The 18,562-nt window shown below is 42.1% G+C and carries 20 protein-coding genes; 14 read left to right on the top strand and 6 right to left on the bottom strand.

Features of this window, described 5'->3' with window-relative positions:
* Window positions 1-128 precede the first annotated feature (128 nt).
* The 5 genes from prfB (at window position 129) to DFP80_RS11845 (ending at window position 4,975) form a co-directional block, all read left to right on the top strand.
* Window positions 129-1,224 (top strand): peptide chain release factor 2 gene (prfB, locus tag DFP80_RS11825; protein WP_113917003.1). Its coding sequence is split into 2 segments (ribosomal slippage): window positions 129-200 and window positions 202-1,224, totalling 1,095 coding nucleotides; the frame shifts between segments, so codons are not numbered across the junction.
* A gap of 48 nt (window positions 1,225-1,272) precedes the next feature.
* Window positions 1,273-2,775 (top strand): lysine--tRNA ligase, encoded by a 1,503-nt coding sequence (gene lysS, locus DFP80_RS11830; protein ID WP_113917004.1) that lies wholly within the window; start codon window positions 1,273-1,275, stop codon window positions 2,773-2,775.
* Between the two features lie 108 nt (window positions 2,776-2,883).
* Window positions 2,884-3,945 carry a histidinol-phosphate transaminase gene (gene hisC, locus DFP80_RS11835; RefSeq protein ID WP_113917005.1) on the top strand — a complete coding sequence of 354 codons (1,062 nt, stop codon included), beginning with the start codon at window positions 2,884-2,886 and terminating at the stop codon, window positions 3,943-3,945.
* Window positions 3,946-4,058: 113 nt separating this feature from the next.
* A complete protein-coding gene (locus tag DFP80_RS11840; RefSeq protein WP_309472358.1) occupies window positions 4,059-4,529 on the top strand; it encodes a 2-thiouracil desulfurase family protein in 471 nt (156 codons plus the stop codon).
* Window positions 4,530-4,564: 35 nt separating this feature from the next.
* Complete coding sequence (locus tag DFP80_RS11845) at window positions 4,565-4,975, top strand: hypothetical protein (protein WP_113917104.1); 411 nt, start codon at window positions 4,565-4,567, stop codon at window positions 4,973-4,975.
* 332 nt (window positions 4,976-5,307) lie between these two features.
* Here the strand turns inward: DFP80_RS11845 and DFP80_RS11850 are convergent, their stop codons facing one another.
* Window positions 5,308-6,195, bottom strand: coding sequence for a spermidine synthase (locus tag DFP80_RS11850; protein WP_113917006.1), 888 nt, complete (start codon window positions 6,193-6,195; stop codon window positions 5,308-5,310).
* Window positions 6,188-6,751: a fused MFS/spermidine synthase gene (locus tag DFP80_RS11855; RefSeq protein ID WP_206610578.1), complete on the bottom strand. Its 564-nt coding sequence runs from the start codon at window positions 6,749-6,751 to the stop codon at window positions 6,188-6,190. Before DFP80_RS11855 ends, DFP80_RS11850 begins: the two co-directional genes overlap by 8 nt.
* 248 nt (window positions 6,752-6,999) lie before the next feature.
* Between DFP80_RS11855 and DFP80_RS11860 the strand changes: the two genes are divergently transcribed.
* A complete protein-coding gene (locus tag DFP80_RS11860; protein ID WP_113917008.1) occupies window positions 7,000-7,242 on the top strand; it encodes a Rho-binding antiterminator in 243 nt (80 codons plus the stop codon).
* Window positions 7,243-7,359: 117 nt separating this feature from the next.
* A complete protein-coding gene (locus tag DFP80_RS11865) occupies window positions 7,360-7,677 on the top strand; it encodes an antibiotic biosynthesis monooxygenase family protein (protein ID WP_113917009.1) in 318 nt (105 codons plus the stop codon).
* On the opposite strand, the gene DFP80_RS11870 is transcribed toward DFP80_RS11865, so the two are convergent.
* Window positions 7,674-8,804, bottom strand: coding sequence for a putative manganese transporter (locus tag DFP80_RS11870; protein WP_241560225.1), 1,131 nt, complete (start codon window positions 8,802-8,804; stop codon window positions 7,674-7,676). The two genes, DFP80_RS11865 and DFP80_RS11870, sit on opposite strands and share 4 nt — an antisense overlap.
* 537 nt (window positions 8,805-9,341) lie before the next feature.
* On the opposite strand from DFP80_RS11870, the gene DFP80_RS11875 reads away from it, so the two are divergent.
* The 4 genes from DFP80_RS11875 to DFP80_RS11890 all read left to right on the top strand — a co-directional run bounded on the left by DFP80_RS11875 (window position 9,342) and on the right by DFP80_RS11890 (window position 11,588).
* Entirely contained in the window at window positions 9,342-9,911 is a 570-nt protein-coding gene (locus DFP80_RS11875; RefSeq protein ID WP_113917011.1) for a sigma-70 family RNA polymerase sigma factor, read from the top strand.
* Window positions 9,908-10,672 carry an anti-sigma factor gene (locus tag DFP80_RS11880; protein ID WP_113917012.1) on the top strand — a complete coding sequence of 255 codons (765 nt, stop codon included), beginning with the start codon at window positions 9,908-9,910 and terminating at the stop codon, window positions 10,670-10,672. Before DFP80_RS11875 ends, DFP80_RS11880 begins: the two co-directional genes overlap by 4 nt.
* A 114-nt stretch (window positions 10,673-10,786) precedes the next feature.
* A complete protein-coding gene (locus tag DFP80_RS11885; protein ID WP_113917013.1) occupies window positions 10,787-11,230 on the top strand; it encodes a GNAT family N-acetyltransferase in 444 nt (147 codons plus the stop codon).
* A gap of 25 nt (window positions 11,231-11,255) precedes the next feature.
* Window positions 11,256-11,588 (top strand): YnfA family protein, encoded by a 333-nt coding sequence (locus tag DFP80_RS11890; RefSeq protein WP_113917014.1) that lies wholly within the window; start codon window positions 11,256-11,258, stop codon window positions 11,586-11,588.
* On the opposite strand, the gene DFP80_RS11895 is transcribed toward DFP80_RS11890, so the two are convergent.
* A complete protein-coding gene (locus tag DFP80_RS11895; RefSeq protein ID WP_113917015.1) occupies window positions 11,585-12,490 on the bottom strand; it encodes a LysR family transcriptional regulator in 906 nt (301 codons plus the stop codon). The two genes, DFP80_RS11890 and DFP80_RS11895, sit on opposite strands and share 4 nt — an antisense overlap.
* A gap of 150 nt (window positions 12,491-12,640) precedes the next feature.
* Between DFP80_RS11895 and DFP80_RS11900 the strand changes: the two genes are divergently transcribed.
* Both DFP80_RS11900 and DFP80_RS11905 read left to right on the top strand, forming a co-directional pair.
* The gene (locus DFP80_RS11900) at window positions 12,641-14,095 is read left to right on the top strand and encodes a YfcC family protein (protein ID WP_206610577.1); all 1,455 of its coding nucleotides are present in this window, start codon (window positions 12,641-12,643) and stop codon (window positions 14,093-14,095) included.
* Window positions 14,096-14,156: 61 nt separating this feature from the next.
* Window positions 14,157-15,053 carry an aspartoacylase gene (locus tag DFP80_RS11905; RefSeq protein WP_113917016.1) on the top strand — a complete coding sequence of 299 codons (897 nt, stop codon included), beginning with the start codon at window positions 14,157-14,159 and terminating at the stop codon, window positions 15,051-15,053.
* A gap of 92 nt (window positions 15,054-15,145) precedes the next feature.
* Here DFP80_RS11905 and DFP80_RS11910 read toward each other — a convergent pair whose 3' ends face one another.
* Complete coding sequence (locus tag DFP80_RS11910; protein ID WP_113917017.1) at window positions 15,146-15,646, bottom strand: lactoylglutathione lyase family protein; 501 nt, start codon at window positions 15,644-15,646, stop codon at window positions 15,146-15,148.
* A 93-nt stretch (window positions 15,647-15,739) separates the two neighbouring features.
* Here DFP80_RS11910 and DFP80_RS11915 point away from each other — a divergent pair, with 93 nt between their 5' ends.
* Window positions 15,740-16,612 carry a LysR family transcriptional regulator gene (locus DFP80_RS11915; protein ID WP_113917018.1) on the top strand — a complete coding sequence of 291 codons (873 nt, stop codon included), beginning with the start codon at window positions 15,740-15,742 and terminating at the stop codon, window positions 16,610-16,612.
* Window positions 16,613-16,672: 60 nt separating this feature from the next.
* On the opposite strand, the gene dxs is transcribed toward DFP80_RS11915, so the two are convergent.
* Window positions 16,673-18,541 carry a 1-deoxy-D-xylulose-5-phosphate synthase gene (gene dxs / locus DFP80_RS11920; protein WP_113917106.1) on the bottom strand — a complete coding sequence of 623 codons (1,869 nt, stop codon included), beginning with the start codon at window positions 18,539-18,541 and terminating at the stop codon, window positions 16,673-16,675.
* Between the last annotated feature and the right edge of the window lie 21 nt (window positions 18,542-18,562).

Consider the following 18,562-nt stretch of genomic DNA (forward strand, 5'->3'; position numbering starts at 1 on the left):
AGCAAGGCCCACAAAAAATGGTCTGTTTTTCCATCATTGGGTAGCGAATGGCATTTTATGCTGCGACTAAATTCGTTACAATTCCGAATCACATTTATCCACACTGTTTATAGCAAATTGACGCCAATATGGAAATAAACCCGATACTTTCAAAGATAAAAGACCTCTCAGCCCGTGCTTTAACCCTTCGGGGGTATCTTTGACTATGAGTCAAAGAAAGAACGCTTAGAGGAAGTGAACCGTGAACTGGAAGACCCTGCTATTTGGAACGATCCAGATTACGCCCAAAAACTTGGTAAAGAGCGTGCTGCGCTCGAAGCCGTTGTCGAAACTTTAGACAGCATGGAGTCTGGTCTTAATGATTCCAAAGAGCTGTTGGATATCGCCGTAGAAGAAAACGATGAAGATTCTGTTGAAGCGGTTGAGCTAGAGCTAGAAGAACTAGAAGCCTTATTGGCCAAGCTAGAGTTCCGTCGTATGTTTTCAAAAGAGATGGATGAAAATAGTGCTTTCTTGGATATACAATCTGGTTCAGGTGGCACAGAAGCCCAAGATTGGGCCAACATTCTATTGCGCATGTATTTGCGCTGGGGTGAAGACAAAGGCTTTAAAGTTGAACTAATGGAAGTGTCTGCAGGCGATGTGGCGGGGATCAAATCCGCGACTATTCGTTTCGAAGGCGAATATGCTTTTGGTTGGTTGCGTACAGAAACGGGCGTACATCGTCTAGTTCGTAAGTCACCCTTTGACTCTGGCAACCGTCGTCATACCTCGTTTGCTTCTGTTTTTGTTTCGCCTGAGATCGACGATAACGTTGAGATTGAGATTAACCCTGCAGATATACGTACTGATACTTACCGTTCATCCGGTGCCGGTGGTCAGCACGTAAACACAACAGACTCTGCGGTACGTATTACCCACGTTCCTTCGGGCATCGTGGTGCAATGTCAGAACCAGCGTTCTCAGCACGCTAACCGTGACTTTGCGATGAAACAATTGCGTGCCAAATTGTACGAGTTTGAGATGCTGAAACGTACAGAAGCGGCGCAAGCTGTGGAAGATAGCAAATCCGATATTGGTTGGGGCAGTCAGATTCGCTCTTATGTATTGGATGCATCGCGTATTAAGGACTTACGTACAGGAGTGGAAACTTCTAATACTGGTGCTGTGTTAGATGGCAACTTGGACCAGTTTATTATTGCAAGTTTAAAACAAGGCCTGTAAAGCGCCGTTCCTTATTTAGAATATTTTAAAAAGAGTAGATAGCAAATCATGGCTAACGAAAATAACACAGAATCCACAGCGCAATCTGACGACAATCGCTTAGTTGCAGAACGTCGCGGTAAATTGTCGGCAATTCGCGAAGAGCGAAATGCCTATCCAAATACATTTCGCCCAGACGCTTATGCTGCGGACCTTCAAGCAGAATTCGGTGAGCTAGAAAAAGCTGAGCTAGAAGAGAAAGGTCATAAAGTTAGTATTGCGGGTCGTATCGTACGTAACCGTGGCGCTTTCATGTTGCTACAAGACATGACAGGCCAAATCCAAGCTTACGTAAATCGTAAAGCTTTAAGCCCTGAGTTATTGGCGGATCAAAAAACGTGGGATTTGGGCGATATTATCGGTGTTTCTGGTCCTGTGCACAAATCTGGCAAAGGCGACTTGTATATCGACATGCAAGAGGCTCAGTTGTTAACCAAATCACTACGTCCATTGCCAGACAAACATCATGGTTTGTCTGATATGGAAATGCGTTACCGTCAGCGTTATGTTGATTTGATTGTGAACGAAGAGTCTCGTGCGACTTTCCAAATGCGTTCAAAAATCATTTCTACGATTCGTCGTTTTTTAGAAGATCGACGCTTCATGGAAGTAGAAACACCAATGCTACAAACGATTCCTGGCGGTGCAACGGCGCGTCCTTTCGTGACGCATCACAATGCGATGGATATGAGCATGTACTTGCGTATCGCCCCTGAGCTTTACTTGAAGCGTTTGGTTGTCGGTGGTTTTGAGCGTGTATTCGAGATTAACCGTAACTTCCGTAATGAAGGTACATCGACTCGTCACAATCCAGAATTTACCATGATCGAATTCTATCAAGCGTACGCAGACTATAAAGATCTAATGGATCTAACAGAAGCTATGTTGCGTGAAGTGGCTGAGAAAGTTCTGGGCACAACGACAGTAACTTATCAAGGTTCTGAATATGACTTTGGCGCGCCGTTTGTTCGCATGAGCATGTTGGACTCGATTCTGTACTACAACCCAGAATTAACAGCCGCAGACCTAGAAACAGTTGAAAGCGCGACGGCAGTTGCGAAGAAACTAAAAATCGACGTGAAACCAATTTGGGGCTTGGGTAAACTTTGGACAGAAATTTTCGAAGAAACCGCAGAGCATAAACTGGATCAACCGACGTTCATTACGGAATATCCAGCAGAAGTGTCGCCACTTGCGCGTCGTAATGATGACAATGATTTCATTACAGACCGTTTTGAATTCTTTGTGGGTGGTCGTGAAATTGCTAATGGTTTCTCGGAGCTTAACGATCCAGAAGACCAAGCAGAACGTTTCCAGCGCCAAGTGGCTGAAAAAGACGCCGGTGATGATGAAGCTATGCATTACGATGCAGACTACATCAATGCGTTAGAGTATGGCCTACCACCAACGGCTGGTGAAGGTATCGGTATCGACCGTTTGGTGATGTTGTTCACTGATGCGCCATCTATCCGTGATGTCTTGTTGTTCCCTCATATGAAGCCTCAGGACTGATCCTAGGCCGGACGGTGACTGACAATTTGTAATGTATTTATAAGGCCTCATTAGAGGCCTTATTTTGTTTCCATACTTTATTTTTGATGACGTACAACGGAGCATCCCATGAGTCGTTTTTGGACAGATAAAATCGCTTCTCTTGACCCTTATGTGCCAGGCGAGCAACCGCAAGACAAAAAGTACATCAAGCTAAATACTAACGAAAGCCCATACTCGCCATCACCTAAAGCCCTAGAAGCTATGGAGCTTGAAGTCAGTGAGCGTTTACGTCTTTACCCTGACCCAAATTGTGAGACGCTTAAAGAGGCTCTGGCAAAGAGTTATCAGCTGAACGTGAACCAGGTATTTGTTGGAAATGGCTCGGACGAAGTCTTGGCTTTGGCTTTCATGGGCTACTTTGCTGGTGGTAAACCATTGGCATTTGCCGATATTACTTATAGCTTTTATAAAGTGTACGCTGGCTTATACAGCATCGAACCAAAGTTGGTCCCGCTTAGTGATGATTTCGACATCATTCCTGCGGATTATGAAAACCTAGATGTGTCAGGTGTTGTCATAACCAACCCGAATGCTCCAACGGGTAAAGCCTTGCCTTTGAGCGAAATTGAGGCAATTCTAAAAGCCAACCCAGATGTGATGGTGTTAGTTGATGAAGCCTATGTGGACTTCGGCGCACAAAGCGCAGTATCTTTGATTAACCAATACCCAAATTTGTTGGTTGTGCAAACCTTGTCTAAATCCCGTGCTTTGGCTGGGATTCGTGTCGGCTACGCATTGGGTCACCCAGATTTGATTGAAGGTTTGGAGCGCTTGAAGAATTCTTTCAACTCCTACCCAATCGATCGCATTGCTTTAGCAGGCGCGACAGCAGCGGTGGAAGATGAAGCGTATCTAAAAGAGATTTGTGATAAAACCATTGCCACTCGAGAGCAATCAGTCAAAGATCTAGAATCATTAGGGTTCAACATTATTCCATCAGCAACAAATTTTGTCTTCGTGACACACCCAGGTAAGGATGCTGAGAAAATTTACTTGGCTCTAAAAGAGCAGGGGATTCTCGTTCGTTTCTTTGGTAGTAACAAACCACGTATTGGTAACTATCTACGTATTACTATCGGTACTGATGAAGAAATGGCCGCGCTAACTGCAGCATTGAAAACACTGTAATCGCGCATTTGTGTTTATTTTAACGGTTATGTTTTATAAAACCGCTTCTCACTGAGCGGTTTTTTGTCAGCAAAAGTACCATTAGATTTTATCTGTTTTTTTAAAGAGTGCTTATGGAAAAATTGTTAGTCAGCTCTTGTCTAATGGGTTGTAAAGTACGTTATAACGGTAGTGACCTCCCAATGAGTCGGGACGATTTTGGTTGGTTGGCAGAGCATTTTGAGCTGATGTCTTTTTGCCCCGAAGTGGCTGGAGGGTTGTCGACACCTAGGCCGCCAGCTGAGATTGATGCTGGCGCTGGATCGGATGTATTGTCGGGTGGCTCTAGAGTTATAGGTAACGATGGCGTGGATGTTTCCGAAGCATTTATAAATGGTGCTTATTTGGCTTTGCAAGCTTGCCAAACAAACAATATTCGCTTTGCCATGCTGACTGAGTCTAGTCCATCTTGTGGGAGTGCAACGATTTATGATGGCTCGTTTGGTGGTATTAAAAAAAAGGACAAGGAGTCGCTGCTGCATTGCTGGCGCAGCATGGTATTCATGTGTTTAGTCAAGAAACTTTTAATGACTTTAAGGCACTGATTGAAAATAAGGTTGCTAAATTATCGGAGGGGAATGTGTTTGAACCTGTAATACAAGAAGAAACCACAGGGTGTGGTATCGCTTCTGTGGCGAATATTTTGGGTAAAACCTATGTACAAATGAAAGCTTCAGCCAATGCGATGGGAATTTATGCGGATGATAAATCTCTTTGGTCGGATACTCAGTATGTAAGACAAATGTTATCTGCTGCTGGCTTGAAAACATTGACAGAAGAGATTTCGTTCTCATCATGGAGTGATTTGCCGGACTTAGCTTTGCTTGCCATTAAACATCATCAAGAAGAAGGTAAAAGCTTCTGGCATTGGGTGGTGTTTAAGCGCGTTGATGGCAAAGCTTTTGTTCTAGATTCTGCGAGTTATTTGCCTGCGAATATTCGAACTGACTTTGAAGACATGCAGCCCAAATGGTTTATTGAAGTTTTATAAGGTGTCTATCTTTACTGGCTTGCTGCCAGAATATGTTACTCGAGTTGCCCTTAAGCTTTAGATGCAAGTGCAACGAGTAATCAAGACCGGCACATATAAACACAGTGCTTCATGCCTTTTTGGACTTTCCAGACCTCTTCTAGACTTAGCCTTTTTATGCAGGACATTTTAAGTCCCTAGCTTTATTCAATGAAGTAGCCCTTATCGCTTGCATGGCCTAACGTTATTTATTCAATAGTAACAACTAAGCTAGATGTTTTTTATTTTACATGTTAGGTGTTTGTTTCTATTGATTTTTATAGGTGCCTGGCTTTTTTTACTGTTTTATTAAATTAGTTGTTTAATAAATTCGCTGGTGAATATTGGTCGGTTAATACCTTCGTATCTGTTGGCCAGTCATGATTTCCTTGGGTAGAATAAATGATTTTCCGGATGTCTTGGATATCGATGTTATAAGTTGATAATCGAGGTTCCAGCCATGTTGCTTTTTTACTGATTTCTGTCTCAGTTGGCATTTTATCTAATCCGGCTAAAATAATTCTATTGCTTCGGTTATGGCGACTAACATTAATGAAGTCACCAAATACTGCGTAGTAAGTAGCGGACTCATGGTCGTATAATTTACTTGAAGAAAAAGTATTAGCGGCAATAATTCCACCAGGAGAGAGTATGCTTTTTACTTCTTCAAAAAATTCTTTAGTGAGTAAGTGCTCAGGAATATAGTCACCATTAAAGGCGTCTAAAATAATCCAGTCATATTTTTTCTGTTTCAGTGCCGCTCGTTTTATAAAAATGCGTCCGTCTTGTATGGTTGAAATGACTTTATTCGTTTCGATGAAATGAAAGTACTTACGAGCGACCTTTACGACTGCGGGATCTATCTCTACATTGTTAATACTGGCATTAGGGTATAGCTGATGGATTACATTAGAGAGAGTGCCACCACCTAAGCCAATGATTAGCACATTGTTAGGCTTATCTATGTAGAGGAGGCTTGAAAACACCATTTTGACATAATTGAAGAAGAGTTTGTTTGGTGCGCTTTTATAGATACAGCTTTGGTTGAGTTGAGTGCTCTTGGTATTGAATTGAAGGCACAGTACATCATTTTTATCTTCTACTATTATATTTCGATATAAAGAGCGTTCTTGGTGAATTTCCTTGCTGAATATCAGTGAAGAGAAAAGGCACATAGCAACAATGAAAAGTGGCTTAAGCATGGATTGGAGCCTCTCTGCGTACGTTCGATCCTATCATAATGGCAATAAGACCCAGTAAACCTAACGTAATTGCAAAGGTGATGATAATGCTGTTCACATCAAAGGCAAGTACGAAATAAAACGACGTTATGATGGTGCCAAGTGCACTACCTAGAGTACTCACAAAATAGAGGATACCGGCAATTTGACCACTTTTATCGCTTTCGGTAACGAGTAATCGAACTGAGTAGGGAGATATCATTCCCAGAATGACAGTTGGGATGAAAAAGAGTGCCATGGAAGCAAGTAGGGAGCCGTAACGGCTATCTTCTATATGAGTAAAAATAAACGCCATAATAGGTTGTGAAAAGAAAGAAATAGGCGTGATACTGATGCTTGCGACTAAAAAAATGAAACCATATTTGCTCAACGAAGGATTGTGAGTGCTAAGCTTACCACCGAGCAAATAACCCAAGGAAAGGCTCAACATAAAGACGGTAATAATGCTGCCCCATATATGGACGCTACTGCCAAAAAAAGGGGCTAGGATGCGTCCACCTAGTAGTTCAATTCCCATAATGCAAAAGCCACTACAGAAGGCTAAGAAGTAAACCAATCTATTTTTTTTAAAAGTCATATTAACATCATTATCTAGCTGATTAGGCCATCATCATAGCGTGATTATGGTACCTGGTGTAGTTATTTTAAAGGTATTAAAACTCATTAATAGCCAATGATTTAGTAGTAAAACAAGATAAGTTTTTGAGCATTTTTTCTTATGAAGCATTATTGTTTTACGCACCATAATTTTATTAGTGACCTCCTATGATGACTTGCCATGAATACGATTACATTGAGATCGTTTGTTTGTTTCATTACCCAATTCGGTTGACTATGGTCACAGGCGTGCTGATAGAAGGGGTTGCGTTAGATACGGCGCGTAATGAAAGTCGTGCTGAGTCTATAAAAATACAGACAGGTGATGGTATTCAGTTAGTGGCACTGTCAGAGGTGACTAAGCTTGCGATCACCATAGACAATCCGCATTTCACGGAAGTGCATTTTTAATCGTAATCTTAGGGCGTTCTAATAGGTGTGATACGAATTAGCTGTAATGTTATGGCCTCGCTGGTTACTTAGCAATATCGTGTTTGTCTATGTTTAACTCAACAAGAGGAAGTGTGCATGTCTTTCATAGCGAATACCCCTAAGCCGCCTTATTATGCGGTTATTTTCACTTCGGTACGAACCGAAAGAGAGAATGGTTATGGTGATATGGCTAGGAAAATGGTCGAATTGGCCCAACAGCAAGCAGGATTTTTAGGTATTGAATCGGCCCGTGAAGAAGTAGGTATCACCGTTTCTTATTGGGCAGACTTAGCGTCTATTAAGCGCTGGAAAACCAATGCAGAGCATCTTGTTGCGCAAAAAATGGGGCGTGAGTCTTGGTATGAGTATTTTAAAGTGCGCATCTCAAAAGTAGAACGAGATTATGGCTTCTAAGGTACGCTCTCAATCAACCAGTAATATCCGTATCCCGCCAATAAAGCCGGCACAGTGGAGTAGACTGTTGCGAGTAACGCGGCTTTCGGGGCAAGTGCAATGGCGGGAAATAATGCATCGCCATCGTTGCTGATGGCATTAGCTATTTGGGCTGATAAAGGAATAGCCCCTTGAAGGTATAGTCCTGTCACCATAATTTGTGGGCCGCATCCTGGTAATAGTCCTACCATGGCGGCAAAAAATACCGTTGTGCTTCCCCATGACTTTAATGAATCGAGCACACTGCCTCCCCAAAAAAGTAAGGTCAGCTCAAATACAATAAAGGCAACCACGACCCAGCTTGTGACAAATTGGGTGTCTTGAGCGACCTTCCGAATCCAATGTTTGGGAAGCGCGTTATCATTTTCTTTTGTTAGTTCAGAATAACGGTCGTTTTTAGCGGACAATGCCCATAGTAATAAGCATATAAAACCGGCCACGGCGCCAAGGTATTCTATCGACTTATCCGGCAATCCCACTAAATCATTGACGTTGTATTGCATGGAAAGAAGCAGAGCGATGATGCTGGCGGGTATAATAAGTAGGCACCAAAATACTATGCTTATACGGCTGACCCAGATGCCAAAAAGGCTGGGTTGTGGTGGCGGTGTGGTGTTTTTTTGACTGGTTGAGTGTGTAAGTTCTTGTTTTGGCGCAGGCAAAAAGCAATCTGTTACCAGACCTGACAGAATGCCGACGACTATGCTAATTGATAGCACGATGACTGCGTCTTCTGGTCGTTGGCTGATCAATAAAAAGGCGGCGTCACCCATGGTGCTTGTTAAGACGGCGACCACTGCTCCAAAGCCAATTTTCCCCTGAGTGTATTGGGTAATCACAACAATTGCGCCACCACAACCGGGTAAAATCCCCATTACTCCGGCAAAGATGACTTCTCGATAAGGTTTTTTTCTCATCCAATTATGTAAGGGGGTGGCATTGAGGTTGTGGCTGATGCCATAGTAGAGTGCGAGTGTTAGTGCGACAAACGCAGAAACTTGCAAAAAAGCATCTGCCAATACTGAATAGACGGTTTCTCGTAAGCTTGGAATTAGCCAAAGAACGACCAGCGCGACTGGAATTATCATTCGTTTATTGGTAAACCCTTGCAGTAGGGCGTTATTGTGTTTAAAAGATATTTTGGCTTCAGTCGGCATAAGAAACTATATGTTATTTATTTGTAAATGATTATCGTTTAAATTTAGTGGGTTATGCAAGATAGGATGGTTAAATAGTTACATTTTATAAAGGTTTTATTTCAACTGAACTGAAACTCGTTGGTTTGCGTAATAGCCCACAGTAACGACAAGAGTGAAGAAGGCGTATGCTATTTAGTGTTGATGAAAAATCAAGAATAGTCGATACAGTGTGGGAAGGCAGAGCATTTTCAAAGCCCTCGAATTAATTTAAGCAGTCGATGTTAGTCTAATGCTCCATAATTTAAAGCTGGCGGCGTTGAATTATTCTGTGATGGAGCGAATGGACGAAAAACGAAGCATTTGATGCTTAGATAGTCTAGAGTGACTCTAGACTACAACAGCCTAACTTACCATAAACCGCGCTAGTAACTATTCCTAGATGGTTGCTACCGTCTTAAATCGATTTATTTCATTGATACGAGCTTTATGAACCAATCCCCTTTATCAGAATCGCATACAAAAGAATCGCTCGTCGACTTGCTTAGCCGAGTCGCTCAAGGTGATCGTCTTGCCTTCTCTGAGCTGTATGAATCTACCCACCGGAAACTTTTTGGTATTGTTTATCGTATCTTAAAGAATCAGGCCGTCTCTGAAGAAGTGTTACAAGAGGTTTATCTTAAAATATGGGAAAAGGCGGCGAGTTTTGATGCGAGTGTTGCATCGCCTATAACTTGGATGGCGACTATTGCGCGTAACCGTACCATTGATGAGGTGCGAAAAAATAAACTACCAGACAGTGATATCGATGTAGATTTTGATTTAATCGCAGATGATTCTATGGCGCCAGCTGACCTTTTTACTAAGAGCCAGGATTTATTAAAGCTTGAAGCTTGTTTAGGCGATCTTGAATCGCCTCGTGCAGAAATGATTAAAGCTGCATATCTAGACGGTTTTTCACGTCAAGAGCTTGCCGAACGGTTCAAACAGCCGTTAGGTACTATTAAAACTTGGCTCCATCGCAGCATTAAGCAGCTGCAAGGTTGTATGAAATTATGAATAACAGCGAAGAAACATCCATTCACACGTTGGCGGCTGAGTACGTACTCGGTACTTTGGATCAAGACGAACGCGAAGCGGTAGAAGCTCGTCGCGTGAACGAGCCTTTGCTTGAGCAAGCCATTGTAGGCTGGCAAGCACACCTTGCTGGATTGAACGACTATGTGCAGGATGCAGAACCAAGAGAAGGTTTGTTTGATGAGATTTTGGCTAAGCTTGATCAACGCATTGATGAGAAAGTACTGAGCGATAAGCCAGTGAACACTATTGCTTCCGCTGTTGTTGTAGAAATGGAAGTGATGCGAATTAAACTAAAAAGATGGCGATTCAGTGCATTAGGGGCATCGGCCATTGCGGCTTGCCTCGCCATCTTTATGGTGGTTAAACCGCCCGTAGCGCCTAGCATTCAAGCCAACACTCCTTTTGTCGCAGTGTTTCAAGCCGATGATAAACAGCCTGCTTTTATTATGTCTCTGGATATTGGTACTCGCCAGCTGACGGTTCGTCCTGTTACTGCACAAGGACAAACCGCAGGTAAAACCTATCAGTTATGGATTAAAGCGGATGAAATAGGCCCAGCACCACGCTCTTTAGGTTTATTGACGAATGTGGCTTCGCCAATCAAAAAGCAAATTCATTATGATCCGGCTGTGATTCGTCATGCGACCTTTGGGATTAGTGTTGAACCTGCCGGAGGCTCTCCAACCGGTGTGCCAACTGGCCCTGCTATACATGGTAGACTTTATCCTACGTCTTTATAACTTATAAGTTAGGACCGTCAAAGCCAACCTAAACAGGTTGGCTTTTTATTTATAGAGTATTTTTTGCTTAACTAATAAGACATGATGGATGTAAAGCCAAGCAACGGAGGAGAAATGGATATTCAGAAAGTTGATATTGCTGATTTGGAACCTATTAAGCATTTTATTAGTCAAGTATCTGCAGTGGATGTGTTACCTAATTTCAATGATCAGGGAAAAGCCGAATACAAAGCGCATGTTCTTCCAGACATTCTTACAACGTTTGATGCTGAGTATTTTCAAATACTAAAAGTCGTCTGTGCTGGCGAGATTGTTGGTTTTGGTGCATTACGCAATGGTAATTATCTAACTCATTTATTTGTGTCTAAGTCGGTGCAAGGTCAGGGGGTTGGAAAGCGACTTCTTAGTACTTTATTAAATACGACGGAAGCTAAAAAAATCAGCTTGCGTTCTTCTGTGAATGCAGTTGGTTTTTATGAATCTTATGGGTTTGAAGCAACAGGGAGTGAGGCCGATTTTAATGGCATTCGTTTTGTGCCTATGTGCTTGGAGCGTTGATCACACTGTTAGAAGGAAACATTTTTTGCCAGAGTTAAAAACAATAAGTCTTTTTATACTAACCGCATTGGCAGAGATTGTCGGTTGTTACTTGCCTTATCTTTGGTTGCGTGAAGGAAAAACGATCTGGTTACTAGTACCAGCGGCGTTAAGTTTGGCTGTGTTTGCTTGGTTGCTGACTTTACACCCAACGGCATCAGGAAGAGTCTATGCCGCTTATGGTGGCGTTTATATCTTTATGGCCGTTTTATGGTTGTGGGTTGTTGACGGAGTTCGCCCAACCACTTGGGATATGATTGGTTCTGCCGTGGCGCTTTTAGGGATGGCAATTATCATGTTTGCGCCGAGATCGGTTTAATTGTCGTTATATAGAGGCATTTTTTTTATGTTGCGCTTTGCACAAGCCGAAAACTCTCTCGATAATTTACTGCGAATATGGTCCGTAGAATAATACATGGTGTAACGATATTTCAATTGTGGTCTAAAAGGCCGAGTGACAACATTTAACCCATTCCACATGCTGGCATTGAAGGGATCTAAGAGGGCGATACAGAGCCCCGCTGCTACCATTCCATACCCGGAAAGTGAGCGCTGAGTGGAAAACTGCGAACGGATTTTAATGTTATATTCTTTCAATAAGCTTTTATGGCTGTGCCACTCAATGCCATCTTCATCAATCAAGGTTAGGAGGTTTTCGCCATTTAAATCTGTAGGCGTTATCACCTTTTTTTGTGCTAAAGGGTGACTTTCTGGTAGCACACACACCCAATCAACATCGATTAACGGCTCTTCAATAAAGCCTGAGTGGTAGTCTGCGTGATTCGTAATAATTAGGTCATATTTAGCGTGTCTCAACCCTCTCATTAATTGGTCAACGCTGTCTGTTAATAGGCTGATGTGTACATCTGGGTTCTCATCGACAAAATGGCGGATTAAGGTTGGCGTTAATTGCGTCCCTAATGCAGGAGTGGAGCCAATTGTTAGGCTTCCATGGGTCGATTGTTTTAAATTATCTGCAAAATTTTCTAGATGATGGATGCCATGAATAACCCCTTTCACTTCTTCATAAAATGCCATGGCTTCGGCTGTTGGAATCATCCTTCCTTTTTGTTTCTGAAATAATTCAAAGCCGATATTTTCTTGTAAGTCTTTGATAAGTCGACTTATTGATGGCTGGGATACTTGCAGCGTCGTAGCGGCTTGAGAAAAAGAACCTTTCTCAATGACCGCTAAAAATGCTTGAAGTTGTTTGTATTGCATTACTACACCTTATAGTTTTTTCAAATATAACTATACATAAATGGCTATTGTTCGAATAGTTTATATGTGAAATATTTATTCTTAATTGAGGTCATAATTCATAAGTTCGCAAAAAATGCGAATATAAAAAACAAAATATGGGGAACTAGTGTGCCGAATATTAATGAAGATAAAAGCCATTCGAATCAGGTGAAAGATAAGCAAGCTTGGTATCTAAGAATGCCAGATCCAATGGTGCTGATATTTTATATTTTACTTGTGGCCAGTGCACTTTCTTGGATAGTGCCAAAAGGGGCTTATGATCTAGAGAAAGTTGATGGCCGACAACGAGTAGTTGCTGGGTCATTTCATTATTTAGATGGGGGTTCTAGTCATACCACTTTGGCTTCTGTGATAAATAGTGTTTTTGATATCTTTGTGGCTATTCCACAAGGTCTCATTCAATCTGCGCAGTATTTGTTTATTGTATTCGTTGCTGGCGGACTTTTTAATATTTTATACCGAACCAATGCGCTGGAAAATTTTGTCGGCACATCGGTTAAGCGCATAGGTCTAAAGCGCGGTAATTTACTCATTTGGTTATCAACTTATTTATATGGTGTATTTGGTATTGCTGTTGGATTTGAAAACAACATTGCATTGGTACCAGTAGCCCTGCTGGTATCAAGCGCACTGGGGTATAAAAATCTTGTTGGTGCTTGCATTGCGATTGGTGGTATTGGTATCGGCTTTGCGTTGTCTCCTATCAATCCTTATACCGTTGGCGTATCACAAAGTATTGCAGGCCTACCTATTTTTTCTGGTGCTTTATTACGTTGTGTTTTGACTTTTTTGTCTTTAAGTCTATTGGCTTGGTACATCACGAAGTTTGTTGCGCCGAAATCTAAAGCAGAAGGATCCACGTCAGGTCAATTATCCAAACAACTTTCTGATTATCGTATGAACTCTCGTGACATCTGCGTCATGCTAGTTTTCTTAGCTGGCATTGTGGTTATTGCAGGCTGTTCTTATCTTGCCGGAACGGGGACGTTGGGGCGTAGTTGGTATATTAAGGAAATCACCGCAGTCTTTATCGTTATGTCTATTATCATTGCTGCAATTTGTCGAATCGGGGCGAATCAATATGTAAAGCATATGATTGACGGGGCTTCGAAGGTGACTGCTGGGGCTTTAGTTATCGGCTTGGCGGCATCAATTAAGGTCGTACTTGAAGATGGGCAAATTATTTATACCATTGTTCACACTCTAAATTTGCTAATCGATTTCATGCCGGATGCGTTTATTGCGGTCACTATTAGTGTGATTCAAGGCGTTATCAACTTATTTATCCCAAGTGGTTCAGGTCAAGCTTTAGTGACTATGCCGATTCTCATTCCTCTTGCTGATTTAGTGGGTATTAGTCGCCAAGTAATGATTCTCGCTTTTCAGGTTGGTGATGGTATTACCAATTTAATCATTCCAACATCTGGCGGCACTCTAGCCATGCTGGCATTGGCTAAAGTGGGCTTTTCTGAGTGGGTTAAAACCTTTTTCCCCGTCATTTTAATGGTTTATGTGATTAGTTGGGTGTTTCTTGTCTTTGCTCAGTATACGAATTGGTCATAACATTTAATTAGATGGCGCCGCATTATGGAAGCGTTGCGGCGCTTTGGAGATGTAAGTAAATATGAAAAAAATACAGCGTATTGCCTTAATTGGTGGCACACATGGAAATGAGTTATCTGGTATTTATTTGGTTAAAAAATGGCTGACTCAACAAACATTAAAACAATGGAATAGCTTAGACATTACCGCTCGTATTGTTAATCCAAGAGCCTGTGAGCAGTCTGTTCGTTATATTGAAACAGATTTGAATCGTGAGTTTGGCGTTGCTGATCTTGCTGACATGACAAAGTCTGGCTACGAAGCGTTATTAGCCAAAAAAATTAATATTGAGTTTGGTCCTAAAGGGAATTCGCCCTACGAGCTTTTGATTGATTTACATAATACAACGTCAAACATGGGGGCTTGTTTGATGTTGCAGCGTAAAAATGCCTTCACTATCTTGTTAGGTGGTTATGTTAAACATCATATGCCGCATGCCAATATTTATTTTCAGGATAATGTACCGGAAGAAAAACAGAATTTTTTGCTGACAGTCGCTCAGCAAGGTGTAACGGTTGAAGTTGGGCCACAACCAAATTCGGTACTGCAACAAGAAACCTTAGATTTAATGGAGGAGATGACAAGGCATATTCTGGATTTTGTTGAGCTTTGTAATAACGACTCTTCTCTAGAAATACCGGATGAATATGATGCGTTTCAGTACTCAGAAAATTTACATTTGCCAGTAGATGATAAAGGGCAGAGAAAAGGTTTAGTATCTTGTTTGATTGACCAAAAAGACTTTCAGGCGATTGAGCCTGGGCAGGTAGTGATGGAGACCTTTTCAGGTGAGAAAATTACTTGGCAAGGGGATTATACGGCGTACCCGTTGTTTGTTAATGAAGCGGCTTATCATAAGAGCCATAGTGCCATGACACTCTCTCGTAAGATTGTCATGTCATGTCGTGACTATAAGTAATTTTGGTCGGTTAAGGTCAGAGTGGGCTCTGACCTTAACGAATGGAAACGGCTTGGCTCCGGGCTAAGACAATCTATAGTTTCGAGTCCTAACTAATAAGCGCCTTCACTGTAAATTAGCTCATAACTGTGACTGTAAATTTCTAAGATATTGCCAAATGGGTCTTCCATGTAAATCATGCGATAAGGCTTGCTTCCAGGGTAATAGTAGCGTGGCTCTTTCATGCGTTTTTTGCCACCTGCGGCGACAATTTTGTCTGCTAGTTCTTCTACGTTTGGATCTTGTACACAGAAGTGAAATATTCCAGTTTTCCAATATTCGAAATTATTTTCTGGGTTTTCTTGTCCTTTAAATTCAAAAATTTCTACGCCAATACGGTCACCAGTTGAGAGATGAGCGATACGGAATTTCTCCCAACCACCGCCAAAAACGTCGGTGCACATTTCACCAATTGGGCTATCATCTTCGACAATATCTGTCGGCTTCATAATTAAATACCAGCCCATTACTTGGGTATAAAATTCCACTGCTTTATTCAAATCTGGGACAGAAATACCAATGTGTGAAAAATTACGTGGGTAAACATTATTCATGATCTTTTCCTATGTTGTGACTTTTCTGTAGGTTACAAATCATCATTCATTAAGTAAAATTATCATTAAGAATATTAATGAGTATTTTTTGTAATGATAAATCCACTTTGGTTGCGTAGCTTTTGTACTTTGGTTGAGGTTATGCATTTCACTCGTACCGCTGAGCAGTTGAATATGACGCAATCAGGCGTCAGCCAGCATATCCATAAGCTTGAGTCTTGGCTTGGGCAGCCCTTGTTAATTCGTCAAGGTAAACACTTTACTTTGACGGACGCGGGTGAGCGTTTATACCGAGAAGGACGAGAGTTGTTAAATAGCCTTGCTGAACTTAAACGGAATATTGGCGATGATCCTGCATTCGAAGGATTGGTGCGAGTTGTATCGCCTGGAAGCGTTGGACTTAAACTTTACCATCAGTTGTTATTGCTTCAGAAACAGCACCCTAAGCTGGTAATAGATTATCGATTTGCACCAAATCGAGAGGTTGAGCGTTTGATTTTTGAACATAAAGTAGATATTGGCTTTATGACCAGCTCTACTATGACGAATGATGTTCACATTCAGCTGATAGGAGAAGAGGAGTTGCTTTTGGTGACACCTCATACAATTCAATCGCCGACTTGGCAGCAACTACAAACACTGGGCTTCATTGACCATCCTGATGGTGCTTATCATGCTGGTTTGTTGTTAGGCGCGAATTATCCAGAGTTTGAGGAAGGGCAAGCATTTAAGCGTTCTGGCTTTTCAAATCAGATTAGTCTGATTCTTGAGCCTGTGGCTATGGGGCTGGGCTTTACTGTTTTGCCTCGTCATGCCGTTGCAGCGTTTAATAGGCCTGATTGCATTTATATTAACCCGTTAGAGAAACAGGTTAGTGAAACTTTGTATCTCGGTGTGCATAGAAATAAAAGGCTGCCGAGTCGAGTTCATACAGTATTAGAAGAGGCTAAGCATTGCTTGAAATAATAAAAAAGCCATACTTATATTTTGAATGAGTATGGCTTTTAAAATGAAGGATCAATGATTTTACAGTTTATTTTGAATACTGCGTAAAATACCTTCAGCGTCTAATCCTACGCGTTTTAACATAGAAGCATGGCTGGCATGTTCTTCATATTGATCTGGCAAACCAAGGTGAAGCGTTGGAATATTTATGTGATTAGCAAGTAGGAACTCACTTACTGCTGAACCGGCCCCGCCCATGATGGCATTTTCTTCAACGGTTACAATAAGTTTTGCTTCGCGATTAGCAAGTAACGCTTCTTCATCGATCGGTTTAACAAAGCGCATATCAAGCAGGGTGGCGTCTAATTGATCTGCTGCTTGCAGAGCGTCGTATGTCGGACGGCCAAAACCGCAAATAACAATACCAGATTGTCCATTTCTCAATGTACGAGACTTGCCAATGTCTAAAGTGCTTAATCTTGCTTCAATGTCGACACCTTGGCCTGTTCCACGAGGATAGCGAACAGCCGCCGGACCTTTATATTCATAGCCTGTTTGTAGCATTTTACGGCATTCGTCTTCATTAGAAGGCGCCATAACAACCATGTTCGGAATGCAACGAAGGTAGCTTAAATCGTAAACGCCAGCGTGAGTTGGACCATCTTCACCGACTAAACCTGCTCGGTCGATGGCAAACAAAACATCAAGGTTTTGAAGTGCGACATCGTGAATTAGCTGATCGTAAGCGCGTTGCAGGAAGGTCGAGTAAATAGCAACAACTGGTTTAACACCATCGCATGCCATGCCAGCAGCTAATGTCACTGCGTGTTGCTCTGCGATGGCAACATCAAAGTATCTTTCTGGAAAGCGATCTGCAAACTCAATTAGGTCGGAGCCTTCTTTCATAGCTGGCGTGATAGCAACCAATTTGTCGTCTTGTTCGGCGGCATCACATACCCATTTCCCAAATACATTACAGTATTTTGATAATTTGCTTTTCTCTAGGTTCGGTTTCGGATCAGGTTCAATCTTGTTGATAGCGTGATAGCCAATTGGATCGCCTTCAGCGGGTTCAAAGCCTTTGCCTTTTTTGGTTATGACATGAAGGAATTGGGGGCCTTTTCGATCTTTTAAGTTCGCTATTGTTGTTAGTAAATGGTCCATATCGTGACCATCGATGGGGCCAATATAGTTGAAACCTAACTCTTCAAACATCATGCCTGGCGAGACCATGCCTTTCATATGCTCTTCTGCTTTGCGAGCAAGCTCTAGTGCTGAAGGTAAGCCTGAAAAAACTTTTCTACCGCCTTCTCTAATGTGGTCGTAGGTTTTGCTTGCCCAAATACGAGCAAAGTAACTGGATAATGCGCCTACGGGTTTGGATATGGACATTTCGTTATCATTTAAAATGACCAGCATGTCGGCTTTTACATCGCCCGCATGATTTAGCGCTTCGAACGCCATGCCTGCAGACATGGCGCCATCACCAATGATTGCAACGGCTTTACGTTCCGTTTTTAGTTGACGAGCAGCAAGTGACATACCTAATGCGGCGCCAATAGATGTGCTTGAATGCCCAACACCAAAGGTATCGTATTCACTTTCATCGCGTTTAGGAAAACCTGATATGCCATTTTCTTGGCGAATATTAAGCAAGGCTTCGCGACGACCCGTAAGAATCTTGTGTGGGTAGGCTTGATGGCCAACATCCCAAACGATACGGTCTTCAGGCGTGTTGTATAGATAGTGAAGGGCAACAGTAAGCTCTACAACGCCAAGGCCTGCGCCAAAGTGACCGCCAGTTTGTCCGACACTATATAGCATGAATTCTCTTAATTCGCGGACAAGAGTAGGCAATTGCTCTTTTTTAAAAGCACGCAAGTCAGCAGGTGAGTTGACTTGATCAAGTAGCGGCGTGTCAGGTCGCGCAGTAGGTATCTCTTCGAACATCGGCACAGGTTTGGTCACATT

The organism is Marinomonas rhizomae (genome assembly GCF_003315485.1).
GTDB classification, from domain to species: Bacteria; Pseudomonadota; Gammaproteobacteria; order Pseudomonadales; family Marinomonadaceae; genus Marinomonas; species Marinomonas rhizomae.

Coding starts and splice junctions, on each gene's coding strand:
- lysS (WP_113917004.1), top strand. CDS start 1,273: ATGGCTAACGAAAATAACACAGAATCCACAGCGCAATCTGACGACAAT.
- hisC (WP_113917005.1), top strand. CDS start 2,884: ATGAGTCGTTTTTGGACAGATAAAATCGCTTCTCTTGACCCTTATGTG.
- DFP80_RS11840 (WP_309472358.1), top strand. CDS start 4,059: ATGGAAAAATTGTTAGTCAGCTCTTGTCTAATGGGTTGTAAAGTACGT.
- DFP80_RS11850 (WP_113917006.1), bottom strand. CDS start 6,195: ATGCTTAAGCCACTTTTCATTGTTGCTATGTGCCTTTTCTCTTCACTG.
- DFP80_RS11855 (WP_206610578.1), bottom strand. CDS start 6,751: ATGGGAATTGAACTACTAGGTGGACGCATCCTAGCCCCTTTTTTTGGC.
- DFP80_RS11860 (WP_113917008.1), top strand. CDS start 7,000: ATGATGACTTGCCATGAATACGATTACATTGAGATCGTTTGTTTGTTT.
- DFP80_RS11865 (WP_113917009.1), top strand. CDS start 7,360: ATGTCTTTCATAGCGAATACCCCTAAGCCGCCTTATTATGCGGTTATT.
- DFP80_RS11870 (WP_241560225.1), bottom strand. CDS start 8,804: ATGATAATTCCAGTCGCGCTGGTCGTTCTTTGGCTAATTCCAAGCTTA.
- DFP80_RS11875 (WP_113917011.1), top strand. CDS start 9,342: ATGAACCAATCCCCTTTATCAGAATCGCATACAAAAGAATCGCTCGTC.
- DFP80_RS11880 (WP_113917012.1), top strand. CDS start 9,908: ATGAATAACAGCGAAGAAACATCCATTCACACGTTGGCGGCTGAGTAC.
- DFP80_RS11885 (WP_113917013.1), top strand. CDS start 10,787: ATGGATATTCAGAAAGTTGATATTGCTGATTTGGAACCTATTAAGCAT.
- DFP80_RS11895 (WP_113917015.1), bottom strand. CDS start 12,490: ATGCAATACAAACAACTTCAAGCATTTTTAGCGGTCATTGAGAAAGGT.
- DFP80_RS11905 (WP_113917016.1), top strand. CDS start 14,157: ATGAAAAAAATACAGCGTATTGCCTTAATTGGTGGCACACATGGAAAT.
- DFP80_RS11910 (WP_113917017.1), bottom strand. CDS start 15,646: ATGAATAATGTTTACCCACGTAATTTTTCACACATTGGTATTTCTGTC.
- DFP80_RS11915 (WP_113917018.1), top strand. CDS start 15,740: ATGATAAATCCACTTTGGTTGCGTAGCTTTTGTACTTTGGTTGAGGTT.
- dxs (WP_113917106.1), bottom strand. CDS start 18,541: ATGTTCGAAGAGATACCTACTGCGCGACCTGACACGCCGCTACTTGAT.